The 20,083-nt window shown below is 41.3% G+C and carries 16 protein-coding genes; all 16 read left to right on the forward strand.

What is annotated here, in order from left to right:
* Positions 1 to 59: 59 nt before the first annotated feature.
* The 16 genes from DW959_RS01060 (at position 60) to DW959_RS01135 (ending at position 20,027) form a co-directional block, all read left to right on the forward strand.
* Positions 60 to 965, forward strand: coding sequence for an undecaprenyl-diphosphate phosphatase (locus tag DW959_RS01060; RefSeq protein ID WP_347475290.1), 906 nt, complete (start codon positions 60 to 62; stop codon positions 963 to 965).
* A 27-nt stretch (positions 966 to 992) separates the two neighbouring features.
* The gene (locus DW959_RS01065) at positions 993 to 3,758 is read left to right on the forward strand and encodes a DNA translocase FtsK (protein ID WP_182430039.1); all 2,766 of its coding nucleotides are present in this window, start codon (positions 993 to 995) and stop codon (positions 3,756 to 3,758) included.
* A gap of 111 nt (positions 3,759 to 3,869) precedes the next feature.
* The gene (locus DW959_RS01070; protein ID WP_118614995.1) at positions 3,870 to 5,540 is read left to right on the forward strand and encodes a formate--tetrahydrofolate ligase; all 1,671 of its coding nucleotides are present in this window, start codon (positions 3,870 to 3,872) and stop codon (positions 5,538 to 5,540) included.
* Between the two features lie 17 nt (positions 5,541 to 5,557).
* Positions 5,558 to 6,400, forward strand: a complete 843-nt coding sequence (folD, locus tag DW959_RS01075; RefSeq protein WP_117807603.1) for a bifunctional methylenetetrahydrofolate dehydrogenase/methenyltetrahydrofolate cyclohydrolase FolD — start codon at positions 5,558 to 5,560, stop codon at positions 6,398 to 6,400.
* 18 nt (positions 6,401 to 6,418) lie between these two features.
* On the forward strand, positions 6,419 to 7,735 hold the full coding sequence (gene rimO, locus DW959_RS01080) for a 30S ribosomal protein S12 methylthiotransferase RimO (RefSeq protein ID WP_118614998.1): 1,317 nt from the start codon (positions 6,419 to 6,421) through the stop codon (positions 7,733 to 7,735).
* Positions 7,732 to 8,262 carry a CDP-diacylglycerol--glycerol-3-phosphate 3-phosphatidyltransferase gene (pgsA, locus tag DW959_RS01085; RefSeq protein WP_118615001.1) on the forward strand — a complete coding sequence of 177 codons (531 nt, stop codon included), beginning with the start codon at positions 7,732 to 7,734 and terminating at the stop codon, positions 8,260 to 8,262. Before rimO ends, pgsA begins: the two co-directional genes overlap by 4 nt.
* A 276-nt stretch (positions 8,263 to 8,538) precedes the next feature.
* A complete protein-coding gene (locus DW959_RS01090; protein ID WP_118615004.1) occupies positions 8,539 to 9,951 on the forward strand; it encodes a carboxyl transferase domain-containing protein in 1,413 nt (470 codons plus the stop codon).
* Between the two features lie 16 nt (positions 9,952 to 9,967).
* Positions 9,968 to 10,900, forward strand: a complete 933-nt coding sequence (locus DW959_RS01095; protein WP_118615007.1) for an OadG family protein — start codon at positions 9,968 to 9,970, stop codon at positions 10,898 to 10,900.
* Between the two features lie 18 nt (positions 10,901 to 10,918).
* The gene (locus DW959_RS01100; protein WP_008400765.1) at positions 10,919 to 11,302 is read left to right on the forward strand and encodes a biotin/lipoyl-containing protein; all 384 of its coding nucleotides are present in this window, start codon (positions 10,919 to 10,921) and stop codon (positions 11,300 to 11,302) included.
* A 38-nt stretch (positions 11,303 to 11,340) separates the two neighbouring features.
* Positions 11,341 to 12,471, forward strand: a complete 1,131-nt coding sequence (locus DW959_RS01105) for a sodium ion-translocating decarboxylase subunit beta (RefSeq protein ID WP_008400766.1) — start codon at positions 11,341 to 11,343, stop codon at positions 12,469 to 12,471.
* A gap of 39 nt (positions 12,472 to 12,510) precedes the next feature.
* The gene (locus DW959_RS01110; RefSeq protein WP_008400767.1) at positions 12,511 to 13,917 is read left to right on the forward strand and encodes an oxaloacetate decarboxylase subunit alpha; all 1,407 of its coding nucleotides are present in this window, start codon (positions 12,511 to 12,513) and stop codon (positions 13,915 to 13,917) included.
* A gap of 169 nt (positions 13,918 to 14,086) precedes the next feature.
* Entirely contained in the window at positions 14,087 to 15,469 is a 1,383-nt protein-coding gene (locus DW959_RS01115) for a potassium transporter TrkG (RefSeq protein WP_021943811.1), read from the forward strand.
* A 10-nt stretch (positions 15,470 to 15,479) separates the two neighbouring features.
* Positions 15,480 to 16,127, forward strand: a complete 648-nt coding sequence (locus DW959_RS01120) for a TrkA family potassium uptake protein (protein WP_226801005.1) — start codon at positions 15,480 to 15,482, stop codon at positions 16,125 to 16,127.
* Positions 16,124 to 17,371, forward strand: a complete 1,248-nt coding sequence (locus tag DW959_RS01125) for an NAD(P)/FAD-dependent oxidoreductase (protein ID WP_118615010.1) — start codon at positions 16,124 to 16,126, stop codon at positions 17,369 to 17,371. The genes DW959_RS01120 and DW959_RS01125 overlap by 4 nt, the downstream gene beginning before the upstream one ends.
* A 29-nt stretch (positions 17,372 to 17,400) precedes the next feature.
* Complete coding sequence (gene cmk, locus DW959_RS01130; RefSeq protein ID WP_021943814.1) at positions 17,401 to 18,054, forward strand: (d)CMP kinase; 654 nt, start codon at positions 17,401 to 17,403, stop codon at positions 18,052 to 18,054.
* 20 nt (positions 18,055 to 18,074) lie between these two features.
* Entirely contained in the window at positions 18,075 to 20,027 is a 1,953-nt protein-coding gene (locus DW959_RS01135) for a bifunctional 4-hydroxy-3-methylbut-2-enyl diphosphate reductase/30S ribosomal protein S1 (protein WP_118615013.1), read from the forward strand.
* Positions 20,028 to 20,083: the final 56 nt, after the last annotated feature.

Below are 20,083 nucleotides of genomic sequence, written 5' to 3' on the forward strand. Positions count from 1 at the left end.
TTTTACGGCTATTGGCCGGTACATAGAAAAACGGTATAGATGGAGAAAACAATAAAACAGTGCTGGTTATACAGCAGATCGGAGCAATTATGTCACTATTAGAATCAATCATTATGGGAATCATTCAGGGAGCAACCGAGTTTCTTCCCGTCAGCAGTTCAGGACATCTCGCAATCTTTAAGAACATGTTTCATGTAAATACAGATACAGGCATCATGTTTGATATCCTGCTTCATTTTGGCACACTGGTTGCCATCTTTATTGTGTATTGGAAGGATATTGTTGAACTGATCGTAGAAGGATTTACGATTATCGGTCTTGCCTGCTGCAATGTAGGGAGATTTTTTGCAAATCTGTTTTCCAAGGAGAAGAAACCATATCGTAAGATCATTGAAACGGAATACCGTAAATTCGTAATGCTTGTTATTTTATCAACACTTGTAACTATGGTGATCGCACTTCCGTTTGAGAGTAAGATTGAAAATGCCGGAAATACTTTATTAGTTCCGGGATTTTGTCTCTGTATCACATCTGTGATTTTATTTATTGCTGATCGTGTTCAGAAGGGCAATAAAGGACCGGCAGAGGCTACATATAAGAATTCGTTATTTATCGGTCTGGCGCAGGGGATTGCAACTCTTCCCGGTATTTCAAGATCGGGCTCTACGATCACAGCAGGTCTTGCATGTGGATTCAACAGAGAATTTGCAGTAAAATATTCATTCATCATGTCGATTCCGACAATCCTTGGGGCATGTATTCTTCAGATCCCGGATCTGGCAGGTGCAAGTCTTGCCGGATCAGAGATCCTGAATTATGTGATCGGTATGATCGTTGCGGGCATTGTAGGCTTTCTTTGTATCAAAGTGATGCTGAAATCAGTAAAGAACAATAAATTCAAGGGATATTCCATTTATTGTTTATGCGCAGGTGTGATATCTGTCATTTATTATTTTGTACGTTAATTTAAGTTAAGTAAGTGGGAGAAGAAAATGGCTGAAACCAGAAAGAAAAACGGGACGGCAAAACAGAACGGAACGGCCAGAGCCACCGGTGGAACCGGGAAAAATGGTACGGTGAAAAAAAATAGTACAGCTAAAAGGTCAAATACAGTATCGAACCCAAATACATCAAAAAAACAGATGGAACAACAGATAGAAGAAGATAACAGGGAAGTACGTCTGGAAGTAATCCTGTTAGTCATTCTTGCTTTTTCCATATTCTTGATGATCGCTAACTTTGGCAAATGTGGAAAGGTCGGCGATGCAATATCCGGTTTCCTGTTTGGTGTGATCGGATTTGCCGAATACATATTTCCGGTATATCTTTTTATATCATCGGCATTTATTATTTCCAATCTTGGTAATAAAAAGGTTAGAAATGAAGTAATCTATATCGGTGTGGTTCTGATGATCATATCGATGATCAGCCAGATGATCTTCACAACCGATTATTTATCTGTAAAACAGTTATATCTGGATGGATATAAGGAGCATATGGGCGGTGGAATTATCTGTGGCGGTCTGTTCTTTATCTTCCGGAATACGATCGGTATCGTGGGCGTAACACTGGTAATGATCCTTGGTGCGCTTGTTATGTTTGTCCTGATCACGGGAATCTCAGTGATCGATACATTTAAGAATCTGATCAACAGCTTTTACAGGGAAGAAGAATATGCAGAACCGGAGCAGGAGTGCAGACCGGTTAAAAAGAATAAGAAAAAGTCCGGAAAGTCCGGAAACAGCCAGGTAAGGCTTGAGAACCTGAAGGTCTATGAAAGCGGTGAAAAGCAAAAGGGCAAAGCGAAGGACTTCTTTGAGAATGAGGATGAGATCCATGAAATAAATGTACCGGATGACGATTTCCTTACATTTAATAATGATGTAGAGAAGATTGTACTTCATGATGAAAGAGAAGAACAGATACCGGTATCGTTTGCGAAGAAAACGTCAGTTACAAAGAGCAGGAGAAAATCAGAAACTGCTCCTGTGGAAACGGCAGCCAGTGTTCCGTCGACAGTTCCTATGGGTGATACACAGGAGATTCCTGTTCAGCGGACAAAAGACATCTTTGATGCTGAATTTGAGGATGAGGAAGATGTTCTTTCCGGTGCGATCAATGGAAATGAGCATCCGGAGGTTGTTAGTGTGATACCGGATGATTACGATCCGGATATGGATTCTGCATTTTCCAGTGTGACAGGAAAAACAGAGAACTCTCAGACAGTGAAAAAGCCTGCACCGGCGGCAGACAAGCCCGGACAGAAGAGCTATAAAGAGGGGGCAAAGTATAAATTTCCGGGACCCAATCTTCTGGCACAGCCGCCGAAGAATCACAATGCGAACCGGGATGCACAGGTACGCTCTACAGCAATCAAGTTGAAGAATACATTGGAAAACTTTGGTGTTAATGTTACGATCACAAATTATAGCTGCGGACCGGCGGTTACCCGGTTTGAAATGCAGCCGGAGCAGGGCGTGAAGGTCAGTAAGATCCTTGGTCTTGCCGATGATATCAAGTTAAATCTTGCAGCCGCGGATATTCGTATCGAAGCTCCGATCCCCGGCAAGGCAGCGATCGGAATCGAAGTACCAAACAAAGAAAATTCAATTGTTGCATTTCGTGAACTGGTGGAATCGGATAATTTCAAGAATTCCAAATCCAAGATCGCATTTGCAGTCGGTAAAGATATCAGTGGACAGGTTATAGTTACGGATATAGCCAAGATGCCGCATTTGCTGATCGCCGGCGCCACAGGCTCCGGTAAGTCGGTCTGTATCAATACGCTGATAATGAGTATCTTATATAAGGCAAAACCGGAAGAAGTAAAACTTATCATGATCGATCCGAAGATGGTAGAGCTTGCCTGTTATAATGGCATTCCACATCTGCTGATCCCGGTTGTAACCGATCCGAAGAAGGCATCCGGTGCACTGAACTGGGCGGTAGAGGAAATGACCAGAAGATATCAGATGTTTGCAGAATGTGGAGTCAGAAATATACAGGGATATAATGACAAAGTAGAACAGGCACTTGCTTCCGGATCAGTAGATGATGAGAAGCTAAAGAAAATGCCGACGATCGTTGTGATTGTGGACGAGCTTGCCGACCTGATGATGGTTGCTCACGGAGAAGTGGAAGACGCGATTGTCCGTTTGTCACAGCTTGCCAGAGCAGCAGGTATCCATCTGGTTATAGCAACTCAGCGTCCATCGGTAGATGTTATTACCGGTCTGATCAAGGCAAATGTTCCATCGAGAATTGCATTCGCTGTATCATCCGGTGTAGATTCCAGAACCATCTTAGATATGAATGGTGCAGAGAAGCTTCTCGGTAAGGGTGATATGTTATTTTATCCGACCGGTTATCCAAAACCGGTTCGTGTACAGGGAGCTTTTGTTTCTGATGAAGAAGTGTCAGCCGTTGTGGAGTATCTGAAGAAACAGAACGGTGTCGGAACGTATGATGATGATATATCTAAGTCTATTACACAGACCGGAGCGGCCGGTGCACCCGGTATGAGCGGTGGAAGTGATAAGGATGATTATTTTGTAGAAGCCGGACGCTTTATCATTGATAAAGAAAAGGCCTCGATCGGAATGCTGCAGCGTGCGTTTAAGATCGGCTTTAACCGTGCGGCACGTATCATGGATCAGCTTGCAGGTGCCGGGGTTGTAGGTCCGGAGGAAGGCACAAAGGCAAGAAAGATACTTATGACGCAGGAAGAATTTGACGAATATATAGATAATAATTTATAATACAGATTCAAATGATATTTATACAGGGAAAATGCCGGTGAAGGGATATAGCGTGCATAGGCAGATTTTACCTGCTATAGGATAAAATTACACTCAGGGAGGACATATTAAATGTTAAACGACATCGAAATTGCACAGCAGGCAGAGATGAAGAATATAAAGGAGGTTGCAGCAAAGCTTGACATCAAAGAAGATGATATCGAGATGTATGGCAAATATAAAGCAAAGTTGTCAGATGAGCTGATCGCTTCCGTACAGAAAAATAAGAATGGTAAGCTGATCTTAGTTACAGCGATCAATCCGACTCCTGCAGGAGAGGGCAAGACAACGATTACAGTCGGACTTGGTGAAGCTATGGGCAGACTGAACAAGAAAGCGGTTATCGCACTTCGTGAACCATCACTTGGTCCGTGCTTTGGTATCAAAGGCGGTGCTGCCGGCGGCGGATATGCACAGGTAGTACCGATGGAGGATCTGAATCTTCATTTTACTGGTGATTTCCATGCAATCACATCTGCAAACAATCTGCTTGCAGCAATGATGGATAACCATATTCATCAGGGAAATGCACTCGGCATTGATGTGAACCGTATCGTATTTAAAAGATGTATGGATATGAATGACCGCGCGCTGCGTCATACCGTGATCGGACTTGGAAAGCGTGTAGATGGTGTGCCAAGAGAAGATGGCTTCGTGATCACGGTTGCATCAGAGATCATGGCGATCCTTTGTCTGGCAGCGGATTTCAATGACCTGAAGGAAAGACTTGGCAGGATCATTGTTGCTTATAATTATCAGAACGAGCCTGTAACAGCAAAGGATCTGAAAGCGGTTGGTGCTATGGCTGCACTCTTAAAGGATGCAATCAAGCCGAATATGATCCAGACGTTGGAGCATACACCTGCACTTGTGCATGGTGGACCATTTGCAAATATCGCACATGGCTGTAACAGTGTAATCGCAACAAAGACAGCATTAAAGCTGGCAGACTATGTAATTACAGAGGCTGGATTCGGAGCAGATCTTGGCGCAGAGAAGTTTTTTGATATCAAGTGCCGTATGAACGGACTGAAGCCGGATGCAGTTGTTCTGGTTGCGACCGTAAAGGCATTGAAGTACAACGGCGGTTTACCGAAGACAGAGCTTGGTCAGGAGAATCTGGAAGCATTAAAGAAAGGTATCGTAAACCTTGAAAAGCACATCGAGAATCTTCAGAAGTATCAGGTTCCTGTTGTCGTTACTTTAAACCGTTTCATCACAGACACAGATGCGGAACTTGCGTTTGTGGAGAAATTCTGTAAAGACAGAAACTGTGATTTCGCTCTTGCAAATGTATGGGAAAAAGGCGGCGAAGGCGGTATCGAGCTTGCAAATGCAGTATTAAATACACTTGAGAACAAAAAGAGTGATTTTAAAGTATTATATAAAGATGAGCTGTCAATTAAAGAAAAGATCTCATGCATTGCAACAGAGATCTATGGTGCAGCAAATGTAACATACAGTCCGGAAGCAGATCGTGCGATCGCTAAGATTGAAGAGATGGGATTTGGAAACTTCCCTGTATGTATGGCAAAGAATCAGTATTCACTTTCGGATGATCCAAAGAAGCTTGGAAGACCGGAAGGATTTGATATTAATATCCGTGAAGTATATGTCAGTGCAGGTGCCGGCTTTGTGGTCGCAATCACTGGTACGATCATGACAATGCCTGGTCTGCCTAAGGTGCCGGCTGCTGAAAATATCAGTGTAAATGATGATGGTGTAATTTGCGGATTATTCTAAGGAGGAATAAATCAAATATGGCTCAACTGATTGATGGAAAAGCAATATCAAAACAGATAAAAGATGAATTAAAGGAACAGGTTGCAGAGCTTTCAGCAAAAGGTGTAAAGATCTGTCTGGCAGTTATCCAGGTAGGAAATGATCCGGCATCTTCCGTATATGTCGGCAATAAGAAAAAGGCATGTGCCTATATCGGCATTGATTCTTTGTCTTATGAGCTTCCGGAAGAGACAACGGAGGAAGAACTGTTAGAACTGATCGATAAATTGAATAAGGACGATGCTGTAAATGGAATTCTGGTACAGCTTCCGGTTCCAAAACATATCGATGAGGACAAGATCATTAAAGCAATCTCACCATTAAAGGATGTTGATGGCTTCCATCCGATGAGCGTTGGAGCATTAAGTATCGGTCAGCCTGGATTTGTATCCTGTACACCGGCTGGTGTGATCCAGCTCTTAAAGCGTTCCGGAATCGTGATCGCAGGAAAAGAATGTGTCGTGATCGGCAGAAGCAATATCGTAGGCAAACCGATGGCTATGCTGTTATTACGCGAGAATGGAACGGTTACGATCTGTCATTCAAAGACAAAGGATCTGAAAGAGGTATGTAAGCGTGCAGATATTCTTGTAGTTGCGATCGGCAGACCGAAGATGATCGATGCATCCTATATCAAAGAGGGCGCAACCGTGATCGATGTCGGAATACACAGAGATGAGAATAACAAATTATGCGGCGACGTTGATTTTGAATCAGCAAGCAAGGTTGCAGGAGCAATTACTCCTGTACCGGGTGGAGTTGGTCCTATGACGATCGCAATGCTTATGCATAACTGTGTAGATTCGATCAATATAAAATAACCTGAGGAAAGAACATATATGAAAGTATTGATGGTATCATTGGGCTGCGATAAGAACCTTGTGGACAGTGAGGTAATGCTCGGACTTCTGCATAAGGCAGGACATGAGATCACAAATGATGAACATGAGGCAGAGGCAGTTGTTATCAATACCTGTGCATTTATCAAAGATGCGCAGGAAGAAAGTATTAATACGATAATAGAATACGGAGAGCTGAAGAAGACAGGATCATTAAAGAAGCTGATCGTTACCGGCTGCCTGTCACAGCGGTATAAGGACGATATTCTTGCAGAACTGCCGGAGATTGATACAATTGTCGGAGCTGCAAATTATGATGCGATCGTGGATGCAATCGGATCTGAAGAAGAACATTCCTTTGTTACAGATATCAATTATATGCCGGAGGCAGTTGGCGGACGTATCGTTACGACCGGCGCTTCTATGGCATATCTGAAGATCGCAGAGGGTTGCGGAAAAATGTGTACTTACTGTGCAATCCCATATATCAGAGGAAAATACAGAAGTATTCCGATGGAACAGCTTCTGGCATCTGCAAAAGAGCTTGCTGCACAGGGAGTAAAAGAACTGATCCTTGTTGCACAGGAAACAACACTCTATGGAGTGGATTTGTATGGTGAAAAGACACTTTCAAAATTATTACATGAACTCTGCAAGATCGAGGAAATCAAGTGGATACGTTTGATGTACTGCTATCCGGAGGAGATCACAGACGAGCTGATCGATACGATCGCAGAGGAAGAAAAGGTCTGTCATTATCTCGATATACCGATCCAACATTCAGAAGATTCTGTATTGCGACACATGGGAAGACGTACCTGTAAAAAGGATATTGTGGAATTGATTGCAAAGCTTCGGATCCGGATTCCTGATATCGCAATCCGTACGACACTGATTGCTGGTTTCCCGGGTGAGACAGAAGCAGATCATGAGGCGCTTATGGAATTCGTGAATGAGTCAGAATTTGACCGTCTGGGTGTGTTTACATATTCACCGGAGGAAGGAACTCCGGCAGCATCATTTCCTGATCAGATTGAAAATGAGGTTGCAGAAAAATGGCGGGATGATATAATGGCATTGCAGCAGGAAGTATCATACGACAAGAATCAGGAGCTGCTTGGCAAGAGCCTTACAGTACTAATCGAAGGCTATGTTGCAGAAGACGATGTATATGTCGGAAGAACTTATCGGGATGCGCCCGATGTAGATGGTATGGTATTTGTTGATGCACCATATGAGCTGATGTCCGGTACCTTTGTACAGGTTCGGATTACAGATGCGAATGAATATGATCTGACAGGGGAGATGATAGAATGAATTTACCAAACAAATTAACAATATTGAGAGTTATAATGATTCCATTTTTTGTTGTGTTTATGTATCTTGATTTTGCAGCAGCCAAATGGATTGCACTTGGTATCTTTATCGCTGCGGCAATCACGGATACATTAGATGGACAGATCGCAAGAAGATGTAATCTTGTCACAACATTTGGAAAGTTCATGGATCCGTTAGCAGATAAACTTCTGGTATGTTCTGCGATGATTGCATTAGTTGATCAGGGACGGATTCCTGCATGGATCGTTATTATCATCATTGCGAGAGAATTTATCATTAGCGGATTCCGGCTGATCGCAGCAGAAAAGGGTGTTGTTATTGCGGCTGGTATCTGGGGCAAATTAAAGACTGTTGTCCAGATGGTCATGGTTTGTTTTCTAATCGGTAATCTTGGAGGGAAAGTGATATTTGTGATTGACCAGGTGCTGATTTATGCTGCACTTGTATTAACGATCATTTCACTGATTGATTATCTGATATCAAACAAAAATGTCCTGAAGGATTAATATAAAATTAAAAGCTGTATAGTTATGAGCAACTAACTACAAAACAGACAATTATGGGGAAAATGGGGTATTTTCTGACAATTACTTCCACTTTCCCCTTTTGTTTTTTAAGTAAAATTAGTAGGGATGTTCGATTGTTAAAAAGTGCTTGAAAAAACTGTGTCGTAATGATAATTTTACTTGAAATAAATTCGTAAAGGCTTTACAATAAAATCGGCATAAATTTGGAATTACTTTTATGTAACTCCTAAAAATAAATTTAATGGAGGGCTAGAAATGAGCAACAAACTCACCCTGTCAGCAAGCGATAGAATTAATGCATTGCTTGATGACGCAAGCTTTGTTGAAATCGGTGCTTATGTGAAAGCAAGAAATACTGATTTTAACATTCAGGATAAGGATACTCCAAAAGATGGTGTTATCACCGGATATGGTGTTATCAATGGCAATTTAGTGTATGTATACAGCCAGGACGCTAAAGTTTTAGGCGGTTCCGTTGGTGAGATGCATGCCAAGAAGATTGCAAAAATTTATGACATGGCTATGAAGATGGGCGCACCTGTCATCGGTATGATTGACTGTGCAGGACTCAGACTTCAGGAAGCTACAGATGCACTGAATGCATTTGGTGAAGTATATGGTAAGCAGGTTATGGCTTCAGGTGTTATTCCTCAGATCACAGCTGTTTTTGGTGCATGTGGCGGCGGTGCTTCCCTTGTTCCATCATTATCTGATTTCACTTTCATGACAAAGGAAGGCGCAAAGTTATTTGTAAATTCTCCAAACGCTTTAGCAGAGAACAATATTACAAAGTTAGATACTTCCGCAGCTGATTATGTAAGTGAGAATACAGCAAATGTAGATGGTGTATTTGAGACAGAAGAAGAATTACTTGGTATGATCCGTGCACTGGTTGAAGTTCTTCCAAGCTGCAATTTGGACGACAAGGAAGCTTCTGCAAATGACAATCCAAACAGAATTATCCCAAATCTTGATTCATACAAGAATGATCCAAGAGCAGTGATTCAGAATATCGCTGATGATTCTCTTGTACTTGAGATGAAGAAGGAATATGCAGGAGATGTTGTTACAGCCCTGATCCGTATGGATGGTATCACAGTTGGCTGTGTTGGTAATCAGGAAGATACGATCACAACAGCAGGTGCATATAAGGCAGAAGAATTTGTAGATTTCTGTGATGCATTTAACATTCCTGTTCTTACACTTGTAAATGTAACAGGCTTTGCTGCAACAGTTGAAGAAGAGAAGACAATCTCAAAGGCTCTTGCAAAGCTTACAAATGCATATGCAGATGCAACCGTTCCAAAGGTTACAGTTGTTATGGACAAGGCTTATGGAACAGCATATACAGTTATGAACTCCAAGGCAATCGGAGCAGATATGGTATACGCATGGCCGGATGCAGTGATCGGTACTATGGATCCTGAGATGGCAGTTAAGATTATGTATGAAGATGAGCTTGCAGCAGCAGATGACAAGCTTGCATTCATCAAGGAAAAGAAAGCAGAATATGTTGCAGCTCTTTCAGGAGCAGCTTCAGCAGCATCCAGAGGATATATTGATGATATCATCGAGCCTGATGCTACAAGAAAGAGAGTGATCGCAGCGATCCAGATGCTCCTTTCAAAGGAAGAGATGAGACCTTATAAGAAGCACAGTACTATATAAAAGGAGTGACAACTAAATGAAGAAAAAATTATTATTAATAGTTTCTATGTTAGCTGTTACTTTTATGTTTGCCGGATGTAGTGCTTCTGATGATAACGGAGTAAAATTTGCTTATAACGATCAGGAGATCGCTCAGGTAGCAAAAGATGCCTGTGAGACATATCAGAAATATGCAAGCGCAGATGAGACCTACAACTATGTTGTAGAAGCAGGCTCTGATGCAGGAATTTCTGAGAATGAGATTGAAGCAGTTAAGTCTTTCCGTAATATCGGAGATGAGTGCGGTGAGTTTAAAGATTTCACAGGTGAATACAAGATTGCAGAAACAGAAGGAAATGTAATCGTTACTCTTTATGCTGACTGTACAGAAAAAGAAGCGTTGATCAAGGTAACATTTGTAGACAACAGTGCAACATATAACTTACAGAGATATCAGTTAATGAATCAGTATGGTTACAGTGAAGAGCAGGCTGATGAAGCCCTTTCTTCACAGGGTATGTACCCATATAAGTCAACTGATGTTGAGATTGCAGCAAACATGACATTTGAAGATAAGATGAAGGCAGCCGGAACCAACACCCTGATCGGTATGGCAACTGTATTCTGTGTTCTTATCTTTATATCATTTATCATCTATCTGTTAAAATTTGTTCCTGGCTTCTTTGATAAAGAAGCAAAAGCAGTCAAGAAGGCAGCTAAAAAAGCAGCAGAAGCAGCTAAGACAGAGCCTGTTGCTGAGACAAAGGCAGAAGATGCAGGATCTGCACCGGCAGGACAGATTGTTGACATCGTTAAGACAGAAACAGGTGAAAGCGTAATGAATGATTCTGAACTGGTTGCAGTTATCACAGCCGCAGTTGCTACTGCATCAGCAGGACAGAATGCATATACAACGTATCCAAGCAAAGATAAGCTTGTGACACGTCCGATCAGACGTATTAAGAGATAATAATAGGAGGATATATCGATGAAGAATTATAGAATTACAGTAAATGGTACATCATATGATGTTTCAGTTGAAGAATTAGCAGGTGGCGTTGCCCCTGTAGCAGCACCAGTTGCAGCAGCTCCTGTAGCTGCACCGGCACCAGCGGCAGCACCGGCACCAGCACCGGCAGCTAAGTCAGCAGGCGCAGGTTCCATTAAGGTTGCTTCTCCGATGCCTGGCAAGATCCTTGATGTTAAGGCAAATGTTGGTGATGCAGTTAAGAAGGGACAGGTTATTCTGATCCTTGAAGCTATGAAGATGGAAAACGAAGTTGTTGCTCCGGAAGATGGTACAGTAGCAAGCATCGACGTTGCATCAGGTGCAACTGTTGAAGCAGGAGATACATTAGCAACTCTGAACTAATGCTGTACTTGTATAAATCTGATAGGAGGAACGACTAAATGAGTAGTATAGTTGACGTATTGTCAAATTTAGCAAATCAGACAGGTTTTGCAAGTCTTGACTGGAAAAATTACGTTATGATCCTTGTAGCGTTCGTTTTCATGTTCCTTGCAATTAAGTTTGGTTTTGAGCCACTTCTTCTGGTACCAATCTCATTTGGTATGTTACTTGTTAACATGTTTCCAGATATAATGGCAGAAGGCGGATTATTACATTACTTCTACATGTTGGATGAATGGAGTATTCTTCCTTCACTGATCTTCATGGGTGTAGGTGCCATGACAGATTTTGGCCCGTTAATCGCAAACCCTGCAAGCTTTCTTCTTGGAGCTGCAGCACAGTTCGGTATCTACGGCGCATATTTCCTTGCTTTCCTGATGGGATTCAATGGTAAGGAAGCAGCAGCTATTTCTATTATCGGTGGTGCAGATGGTCCTACATCTATCTTCCTTGCCGGTAAACTTGGAATGGGTGGTACATTACTTGGACCAATCGCAGTAGCAGCATATTCTTATATGTCACTGGTTCCAATCATCCAGCCACCTATTATGAAAGCACTTACAACAAAGAAAGAGCGTCTGGTCAGAATGCCACAGCTTCGTCCTGTAACCAAGCTGGAAAAGATTCTTTTCCCAATTATCGTTACAGTCGTAGTTGTTCTGATCCTTCCTACAACAGCACCACTGGTTGGTATGCTGATGTTAGGTAACCTGTTCCGTGAGTGTGGTGTTGTAAAACAGCTTACAGAGACAGCATCCAATGCTATGATGTATATCGTAGTTATCTTACTTGGTACATCTGTTGGTGCAAGTACAAGTGCAGAAGCTTTCTTAAAGATCAGTACTTTAAAGATCGTATTACTTGGTCTGATCGCATTTGCATTCGGTACAGCAGCCGGTGTATTATTTGGTAAGTTAATGTGTCTGGTAACAAAGGGTAAGGTTAATCCGCTGATCGGTTCAGCCGGTGTATCTGCCGTACCTATGGCAGCCAGAGTTTCTCAGAAGGTAGGTTCCCAGTATGATCCTACGAACTTCCTTCTGATGAATGCAATGGGACCAAATGTTGCAGGTGTTATCGGTACAGCAGTTGCAGCAGGAACATTCCTTGCAATCTTTAATGTACAGTAATGATCATAATCATATGAGAATATATTCAGGAGGTTCGAAATGGCAGAAAAGAAACCGGTTAAGATTACCGAAACTGTATTACGTGATGCGCATCAGTCACTGATCGCTACCCGTATGACAACAGAACAGATGCTTCCAATCATCGATAAGATGGATAAGGTTGGATATCATTCTGTTGAGTGCTGGGGTGGTGCTACATTCGATGCATGTCTCAGATTCCTTAAGGAAGATCCATGGGAGAGACTTAGAAAATTAAGAGATGGTTTTAAGAATACAAAGCTTCAGATGTTATTCAGAGGCCAGAACATTCTTGGTTACCGTCATTATGCAGATGATGTGGTTGAGTATTTTGTTCAGAAGTCAATCGCAAATGGTATTGATATTATCAGAATTTTCGACTGCTTAAATGATATCAGAAACCTTGAAACTGCTGTTAAGGCATGTAACAAGGAAAAAGGTCATGCACAGGTTGCACTTTCCTATACATTAGGTGATGCTTATACACTTGATTACTGGAAAGATATGGCTAAGAGAATTGAGGATATGGGTGCAGATTCTATCTGTATCAAGGATATGGCAGGCCTTCTTGTTCCATATAAGGCAACCGAGCTTGTTCAGGCATTAAAGGAAGGTTCTTCCCTTCCAATCCAGCTTCACACACACTATACATCAGGTGTAGCTTCCATGACATACATGAAGGCTGTTGAAGCAGGATGTGATATCATTGATACAGCAATTTCACCATTAGCACTTGGTACAAGCCAGCCTGCAACAGAAGTTATGGCTAAGACATTTGAAGGTACACCATATGATCCTGGATTTGATCAGAACCTTCTCGCTGAGATCGCTGATTACTTCAGACCATTAAGAGAAGAGTGGATTAAGTCTGGTCTTCTGAATCCAAAGGTTCTTGGTGTTAATGTTAAGACATTATTATATCAGGTACCAGGTGGTATGTTATCAAACCTTGTATCACAGTTAAAGGAAATGAACGCAGAAGACAAGTTTGAACAGGTTCTGGAAGAAGTTCCTAGAGTTCGTAAAGACTTCGGTGAACCACCTCTTGTTACACCATCCAGTCAGATCGTTGGTACTCAGGCTGTATTAAATGTTGTTACAGGCGAGAGATACAAGATGTGTACAAAGGAAGCAAAGGCACTTGTTGCTGGTGAGTATGGTCAGTCTGTAAAGCCGGTTGATCCAGAAGTTAGAAAGAAAGTAATCGGTGATCAGGAGCCTATCACATGTCGTCCTGCTGATCTTCTTGAAAATGAGCTTGGTAAGATCGAGAAAGAAATGATCCAGTACAAGGAACAGGATGAAGATGTATTAACATATGCATTGTTCCCACAGGTTGCTGTTGATTTCTTCAAGTTAAGAGAAGCAAAGAAAACAAAGGTTGATGCAACACTTGTAAACAAAGAGGATAAGGCATATCCGGTATAAGATTATAAAGTGTTATGTCGTTTGAAAAATGACATATGCAGGTATACTATGGGAAGAGCAGACTGGTGGTATCCGGTCTGTATCTTCCCATGTTTATATCATGAATTTGTTATCTGTCAGATATAGCAGAGGCAGGGGATTGTTTTGAATAGAGGTCTAGGGAAATATCATGAATAAGAAGAAATATGTGAACCGGAATTATCTTACAACAACGAGAATTATAGCACTGGGCTTTCTGATTACAGTTATTGTAGGAACGATATTATTATCATTGCCGATTGCATCTGCAAACGGAACATGGACAGATCTTCTGACGGCTGCTTTTACATCGACGACATCCGTATGTGTGACAGGTCTGGTAGTCGTTGATACATTTTCCTATTGGAGTTTGTTTGGCAAAGGTGTGATTTTAATTTTGATCCAGATCGGCGGACTCGGAATCGTTTCGATCATCACACTGTTTATGTTGTTATTAAGAATGAAGATAACCTTGAAAAGTACAATGCTGTTGCAGGATGCATTTAACCTGAACAGCAAGCAGGGACTTTTGAAGTTTACGATAAAAGTAATAAAAGGAACATTTCTGATCGAAGGGATCGGAGCACTTATTTACAGTTTTTATTATTGCAGAGAATACGGATTTTTAAAGGGAATCTGGTTTTCGGTATTTCATGCTGTTTCAGCATTTTGTAATGCCGGTATCGACATTATGGGTGCGGACAGTCTGATTTCATATCATTCCAATCTTTTGATGATGCTGAATACGTCGTTTCTGATCATTATGGGCGGAATCGGATTTATTGTATGGTGGGATACGGTTGAAGCGTTTCGAAGAATCCGTACAAAGAGATGCAGTATCCGGTCGGCATGGAATGGCGTTCATTTGCAGACGAAGATCGCGATTTTTATGACATTGCTGTTATTGATCGGCGGTACAATTGTTATCTATTTCCTTGAACGTTCCAATCCGGACACTCTTGGTAATTTATCCGAAAAAGACCGGATATTAAATGCTTTTTTTCAGTCGGTAACATTCCGTACGGCGGGATTTGCGGCAGTATCTCAGGTGGCACTTCGACCGGTGACAGCTTTCTTTGGAGTGCTTCTTATGATGATTGGCGGTTCTCCGGTTGGAACGGCAGGAGGAATGAAGACCGTAACCATCGCAGTTATTTTCTATACCTTTGCTGCCATGATCAGAAACCATGAGGATACAGAGGTTTTTAAGAGAAGCATTCCGGTATCCGTTGTAAAAAAAGCAGTTGCAATTGTATTCTTAAGTATGAGTACGATATTTATTATGACGATATTATTGCTGGCTACAAATGATGTGAATCTGCTGGATGCTCTGTATGAAGTGGCAAGTGCCGTCTGCACAGTTGGCTTATCCAGAAATCTGACTCCTGTTTTGAACACGGCAGGAAAGATCATTATTATAATCTGTATGTATATTGGACGAGTTGGACCGATATCTATGGTGGTAGCATTTAATACACAAAACGGAAAACATCGGCTTCTTCATTATCCGGAAGAAGATGTGATCGTTGGATAAGGAGAAAAGTATGAAAAAATCATTTGCGGTAGTAGGACTTGGACGATTTGGAACGAATGTTGCCCTTACTTTGATGGAGTCCGGTGCGCAGGTTCTGGCAATCGACAGTAATCCTGAATGTGTGAAGCGGATCTCATCACAGGTTACATGTGCAGTGACGGTTAATGTATGTGAGACAGAGAGCCTGAAAGAAGCAGGACTTGAGAATATGGATGGTGTTGTAGTTGCAATGGGTAATAATCTGGAAGCCAGTGCAATGACGATCATAACAGCAAAAGAACTGGGCGTTCCATATATTCTTGCTAAATCGAATAACGATGAAGCAGCAAAGATCCTGTCCAAGATCGGAGCGGATAAAGTTATCTATCCGGAAAAGGATGCCGGAATCAATGTTGCAAGAAAGCTCTTATGCAGTAATTTTCTGGAATTCTTTGAGATTTCGGATGACATCAATGTAGCAGAGATCTCGGTTCGACCGGAATGGGTCGGCAAGACATTAAAAGAACTTGATTTCAGAAGAAGTTATAATATGAATATCATTCTGGCAAAGGAAGACGGACGTTCGATTGACCATATCACCCCGGAGCTACAGTTAAAAGAAAGCTACAGACTGCTAGTGACTATATCGAATGAAGGTTTAAAGAGGATGATGCAATGAAAAAAATAATAGTAGTCGGTGGTGGTGCGGCCGGCATGATGGCTGCGATCACAGCTGCGGAAAATGGCTGCGAGGTTGTATTATTTGAAAAGAATGATCGCCTTGGAAAGAAGTTATTCATTACAGGTAAGGGGAGATGCAACCTGACAAATGCAGGGGATGCAGACCGCTTTTTTCAGTCGGTGACAACAAACAGTAAATTCATGTACAGTCCGTTTTATACCTTTGATAATCAGATGACGATTGATTTCTTTGAGAAACTTGGACTAAAGACAAAGGTAGAACGCGGAGATCGTGTATTTCCGGTCAGCGATCATTCATCTGACGTGATCGGAGTATTAAAAACGAAATTAAACCGAAATCAGGAGATTACAGTAGAACTACAGACGGAAGTTCAGAAGCTTATTATAGAAGATCAGGTAGTAAAAGGCGTACAGATCAAGACGGCACATGGAAAGAAAGATGTGTATGGAGATGCAGTCGTCATAACAACTGGCGGGATATCGTATCCGCTTACCGGATCGACCGGAGATGGTTACCGGTTTGCAAAGAGCGCCGGTCATGCGATCAAAGTGCCTTTACCATCCCTTGTTCCATTTGAATTAAAGAATGAATTTTGCAAAGAACTTATGGGACTATCATTAAAAAATGTAGAGCTTGTGATAAAATGTGGTAGGAAGTGTCTGTTTGAAGAACAGGGAGAACTTTTGTTTACACATTTTGGCATCAGCGGCCCTCTGGTAATAAAGGCATCTGCATATCTTCACAAATATCTGGATAAAGATTTAAGTATGTATATCGATCTGAAGCCTGCAATGACGGAAGAAATGCTGGATGATCGTATTCTTCGGGATTTTAGTAAATATACAAATAAAGATTTTCATAATTCGCTTGGTGATCTGCTTCCTGTCAAACTGATCGATGTAGTTATAAAACGTTCAGAAATCGATCCATATAAGAAGGTGAATTCAATCACAAAGGAAGAACGGAAGAATTTAGTAACCGTACTCAAACATTTTACGCTTTCGTTTCAGGGGCTTCGCGGCTTTGATGAGGCAATCATTACAAAAGGCGGTGTCAATGTAAAAGAGGTTGATCCTTCAACGATGCAATCGAAGCTTGCAGATCACCTGTATTTTGCAGGGGAGGTTCTGGATGTAGATGCACTGACGGGCGGATTTAATCTGCAGATAGCATGGTCGACCGGATATCTGGCAGGACTTGCATGCTCAGAAGAAAGTTAATAAAGTAAATAGATAAAAGGAGAGAAAAAATGAATATAGCAATTGATGGACCTGCAGGAGCAGGAAAAAGTACAATAGCAAAATTGGTAGCAGGAAAACTCGGATATATTTATGTAGATACCGGAGCAATGTATCGTGCAGTTGCACTTGCATTATTGAATGCAAAGATCGATGTAACGGATGTAGATGCAGTTGCTAATGAGATAACAGGGATTGAGATCACAATCTGTTATGAAGATCATGCACAGCAGGTATATCTGAATGGTGAGAATGTAACCGGAAGCCTCAGAAAAGAAGAAGTGGGTAACATGGCATCCAAATCATCTGCTATCCCATGTGTAAGAGAAAAACTGTTAGATCTTCAGAGAAAGCTTGCAAGAGAAAATGATGTTGTTATGGATGGTAGAGACATCGGTACAAACATTCTTCCAAATGCAGAAGTAAAGATCTATCTGACCGCTTCTTCTGCAGTTCGTGCAAAGAGAAGATACGATGAACTGATAGCAAAGGGTGAAACACCGGATATTGATAAGATCGAAGCTGATATTATTACAAGGGATAAACAGGATATGGAACGTCCAATCGCGCCGTTAAAGCAGGCAGATGATGCTGTATATCTTGACAGCTCAGATCTTGGTATCGATGAGGTTGTAGCTAAGATCATCAGCATCGCAGAAAAATAAAACCGGAGTATGGACAAAATATGGAAATTATATTAGCAAAGTCGGCCGGATTCTGTTTTGGGGTACAACGTGCCGTTGATACAGCGTATAAAGAAGCCGGGAAACAGCATGTATATACCTATGGCCCGATCATTCATAATGAAGAAGTAATCGAGGATCTGAGAAAAAAGGGAGTATTGGTGATCGAAGATCTTGCAGAGCTTGATCAGCAGGAAGATGAAACGGTTATTATCCGGTCGCATGGAGTATCAAAAGATGTCATGGAACAGTTAGAAACCAGACATGTCAATGTGGTAGATGCAACCTGTCCGTTTGTGAAAAAAATCCATACGATCGTACAGGATGAGAGCCAAAAAGGGAACCGCATAATCATTGTTGGAAATAAAGATCATCCGGAAGTTGAGGGTATAATTGGCTGGTGTGAGACGAAATCATATACAGTACAAAGCGTTTCAGAAGCGGAAAATTTGGTGAAAAATATAGAAAATGAGCCGGATTTTGAGCATATTAACTTCAGTTTAGTATCACAAACCACCTTTAATAAGAATAAATTTAAAGATATTGTTGATATTATTCGAAAAAAATTGTATAATGTGGTTGTTCATGAGACAATCTGTAATGCAACGGCAGTTCGACAGACGGAAGCAAGAGATATTGCAAAGACTGTAGATGCTATGATCATTATAGGTGGTCGAAACAGTTCTAATACTCAGAAGCTATATGATATTAGTAAACAAGAATGTGAGAATACTTACTATATACAGACACTCGTTGATTTGGATTTGACTACTTTTGAATCCGTTAGTAGGGTAGGTATTACTGCGGGGGCATCTACCCCAAATTATATTATTAAGGAGGTTCATAGTAGCATGGCAGAGTTAAGTTTTGAACAGATGTTAGAAAATGATGAAAGCAAGGCATCAATCAGACAGGGAGAGATTATCGACGGTACAATTATCGGTGTTAAGCCGGATGAGATTGTAGTTGATATTAAGTATAAGTCAGACGGTATCATTACCAGAAATGAATATACAAACACTCCAAACGTCGATTTAACAGAGTTGGTAAAAGTTGGGGATCCAATCACTGTTAAGGTTATCAAGACAAATGATGGTGAAGGACAGGTAGCTCTTTCATACAAGAGAGTTGCAGCAGAGAAAGTAAACGAGAAGTTAGAAGAAGCATTTAACAATGGTGACATTCTTACAGGTAAGGTTGTTCAGGTTGTAAATGGCGGCTTAAATGTTCTTTACGAAGAGACAAGAATCTTCATTCCAGCAAGTCTTGTATCTGACTTATATGAAAAGAACCTTGATAAGTACTTAGACCAGAATATTGAATTCCAGCTTACAGAGTTCAATCCTAAGAAGAGAAGAATCATTGGTAACAGAAAGAAACTGATTGTTGAGAGAAAAGCTGCAGCTGCAAAAGAATTATTCGAAAAGATTGAAGTTGGCATGACAGTAGAAGGTACAGTAAAGAATGTAACAGATTTCGGTGCATTCATTGACCTCGGTGGTGCTGATGGACTTCTTCATATTTCAGAGATGTCATGGGGCAGAGTAGAAAGCCCTAAGAAGATGTTCAAGGTTGGTGATACTGTTAAGGCATTCATCAAGGACATCAATGGTGACAAGATCGCATTAAGCTTAAAGTTTGATGAGACAAACCCATGGTTAAATGCAGAAGAGAAATATGCTGTTGGAACAGTTGTAACAGGTAAAGTTGCACGTATGACTGACTTTGGTGCATTCGTTGAATTAGAGCCAGGCGTTGATGCATTACTGCATGTTTCACAGATTTCATACGATCACGTTGCAAAGCCAGAAGATGTATATAAGATTGGTGATGAGATTGAAGCTAAGGTTGTTGACTTCAAGCCGGAAGAAAAGAAGATCAGCCTGAGCGTAAAGGCATTACTTCCAGTTCCGGAAGAGACAGAAGAAGTTGTTGAAGCTCCAGTAGAAGAATAATCAAAGATTGTTTTTTATAAAATGTAAAATACCCACTGATGAATATTCATCAGTGG

The organism is Clostridium sp. AM46-21 (assembly GCF_003480025.1).
GTDB classification, from domain to species: Bacteria; Bacillota; Clostridia; order Lachnospirales; family Lachnospiraceae; genus Coprococcus; species Coprococcus ammoniilyticus.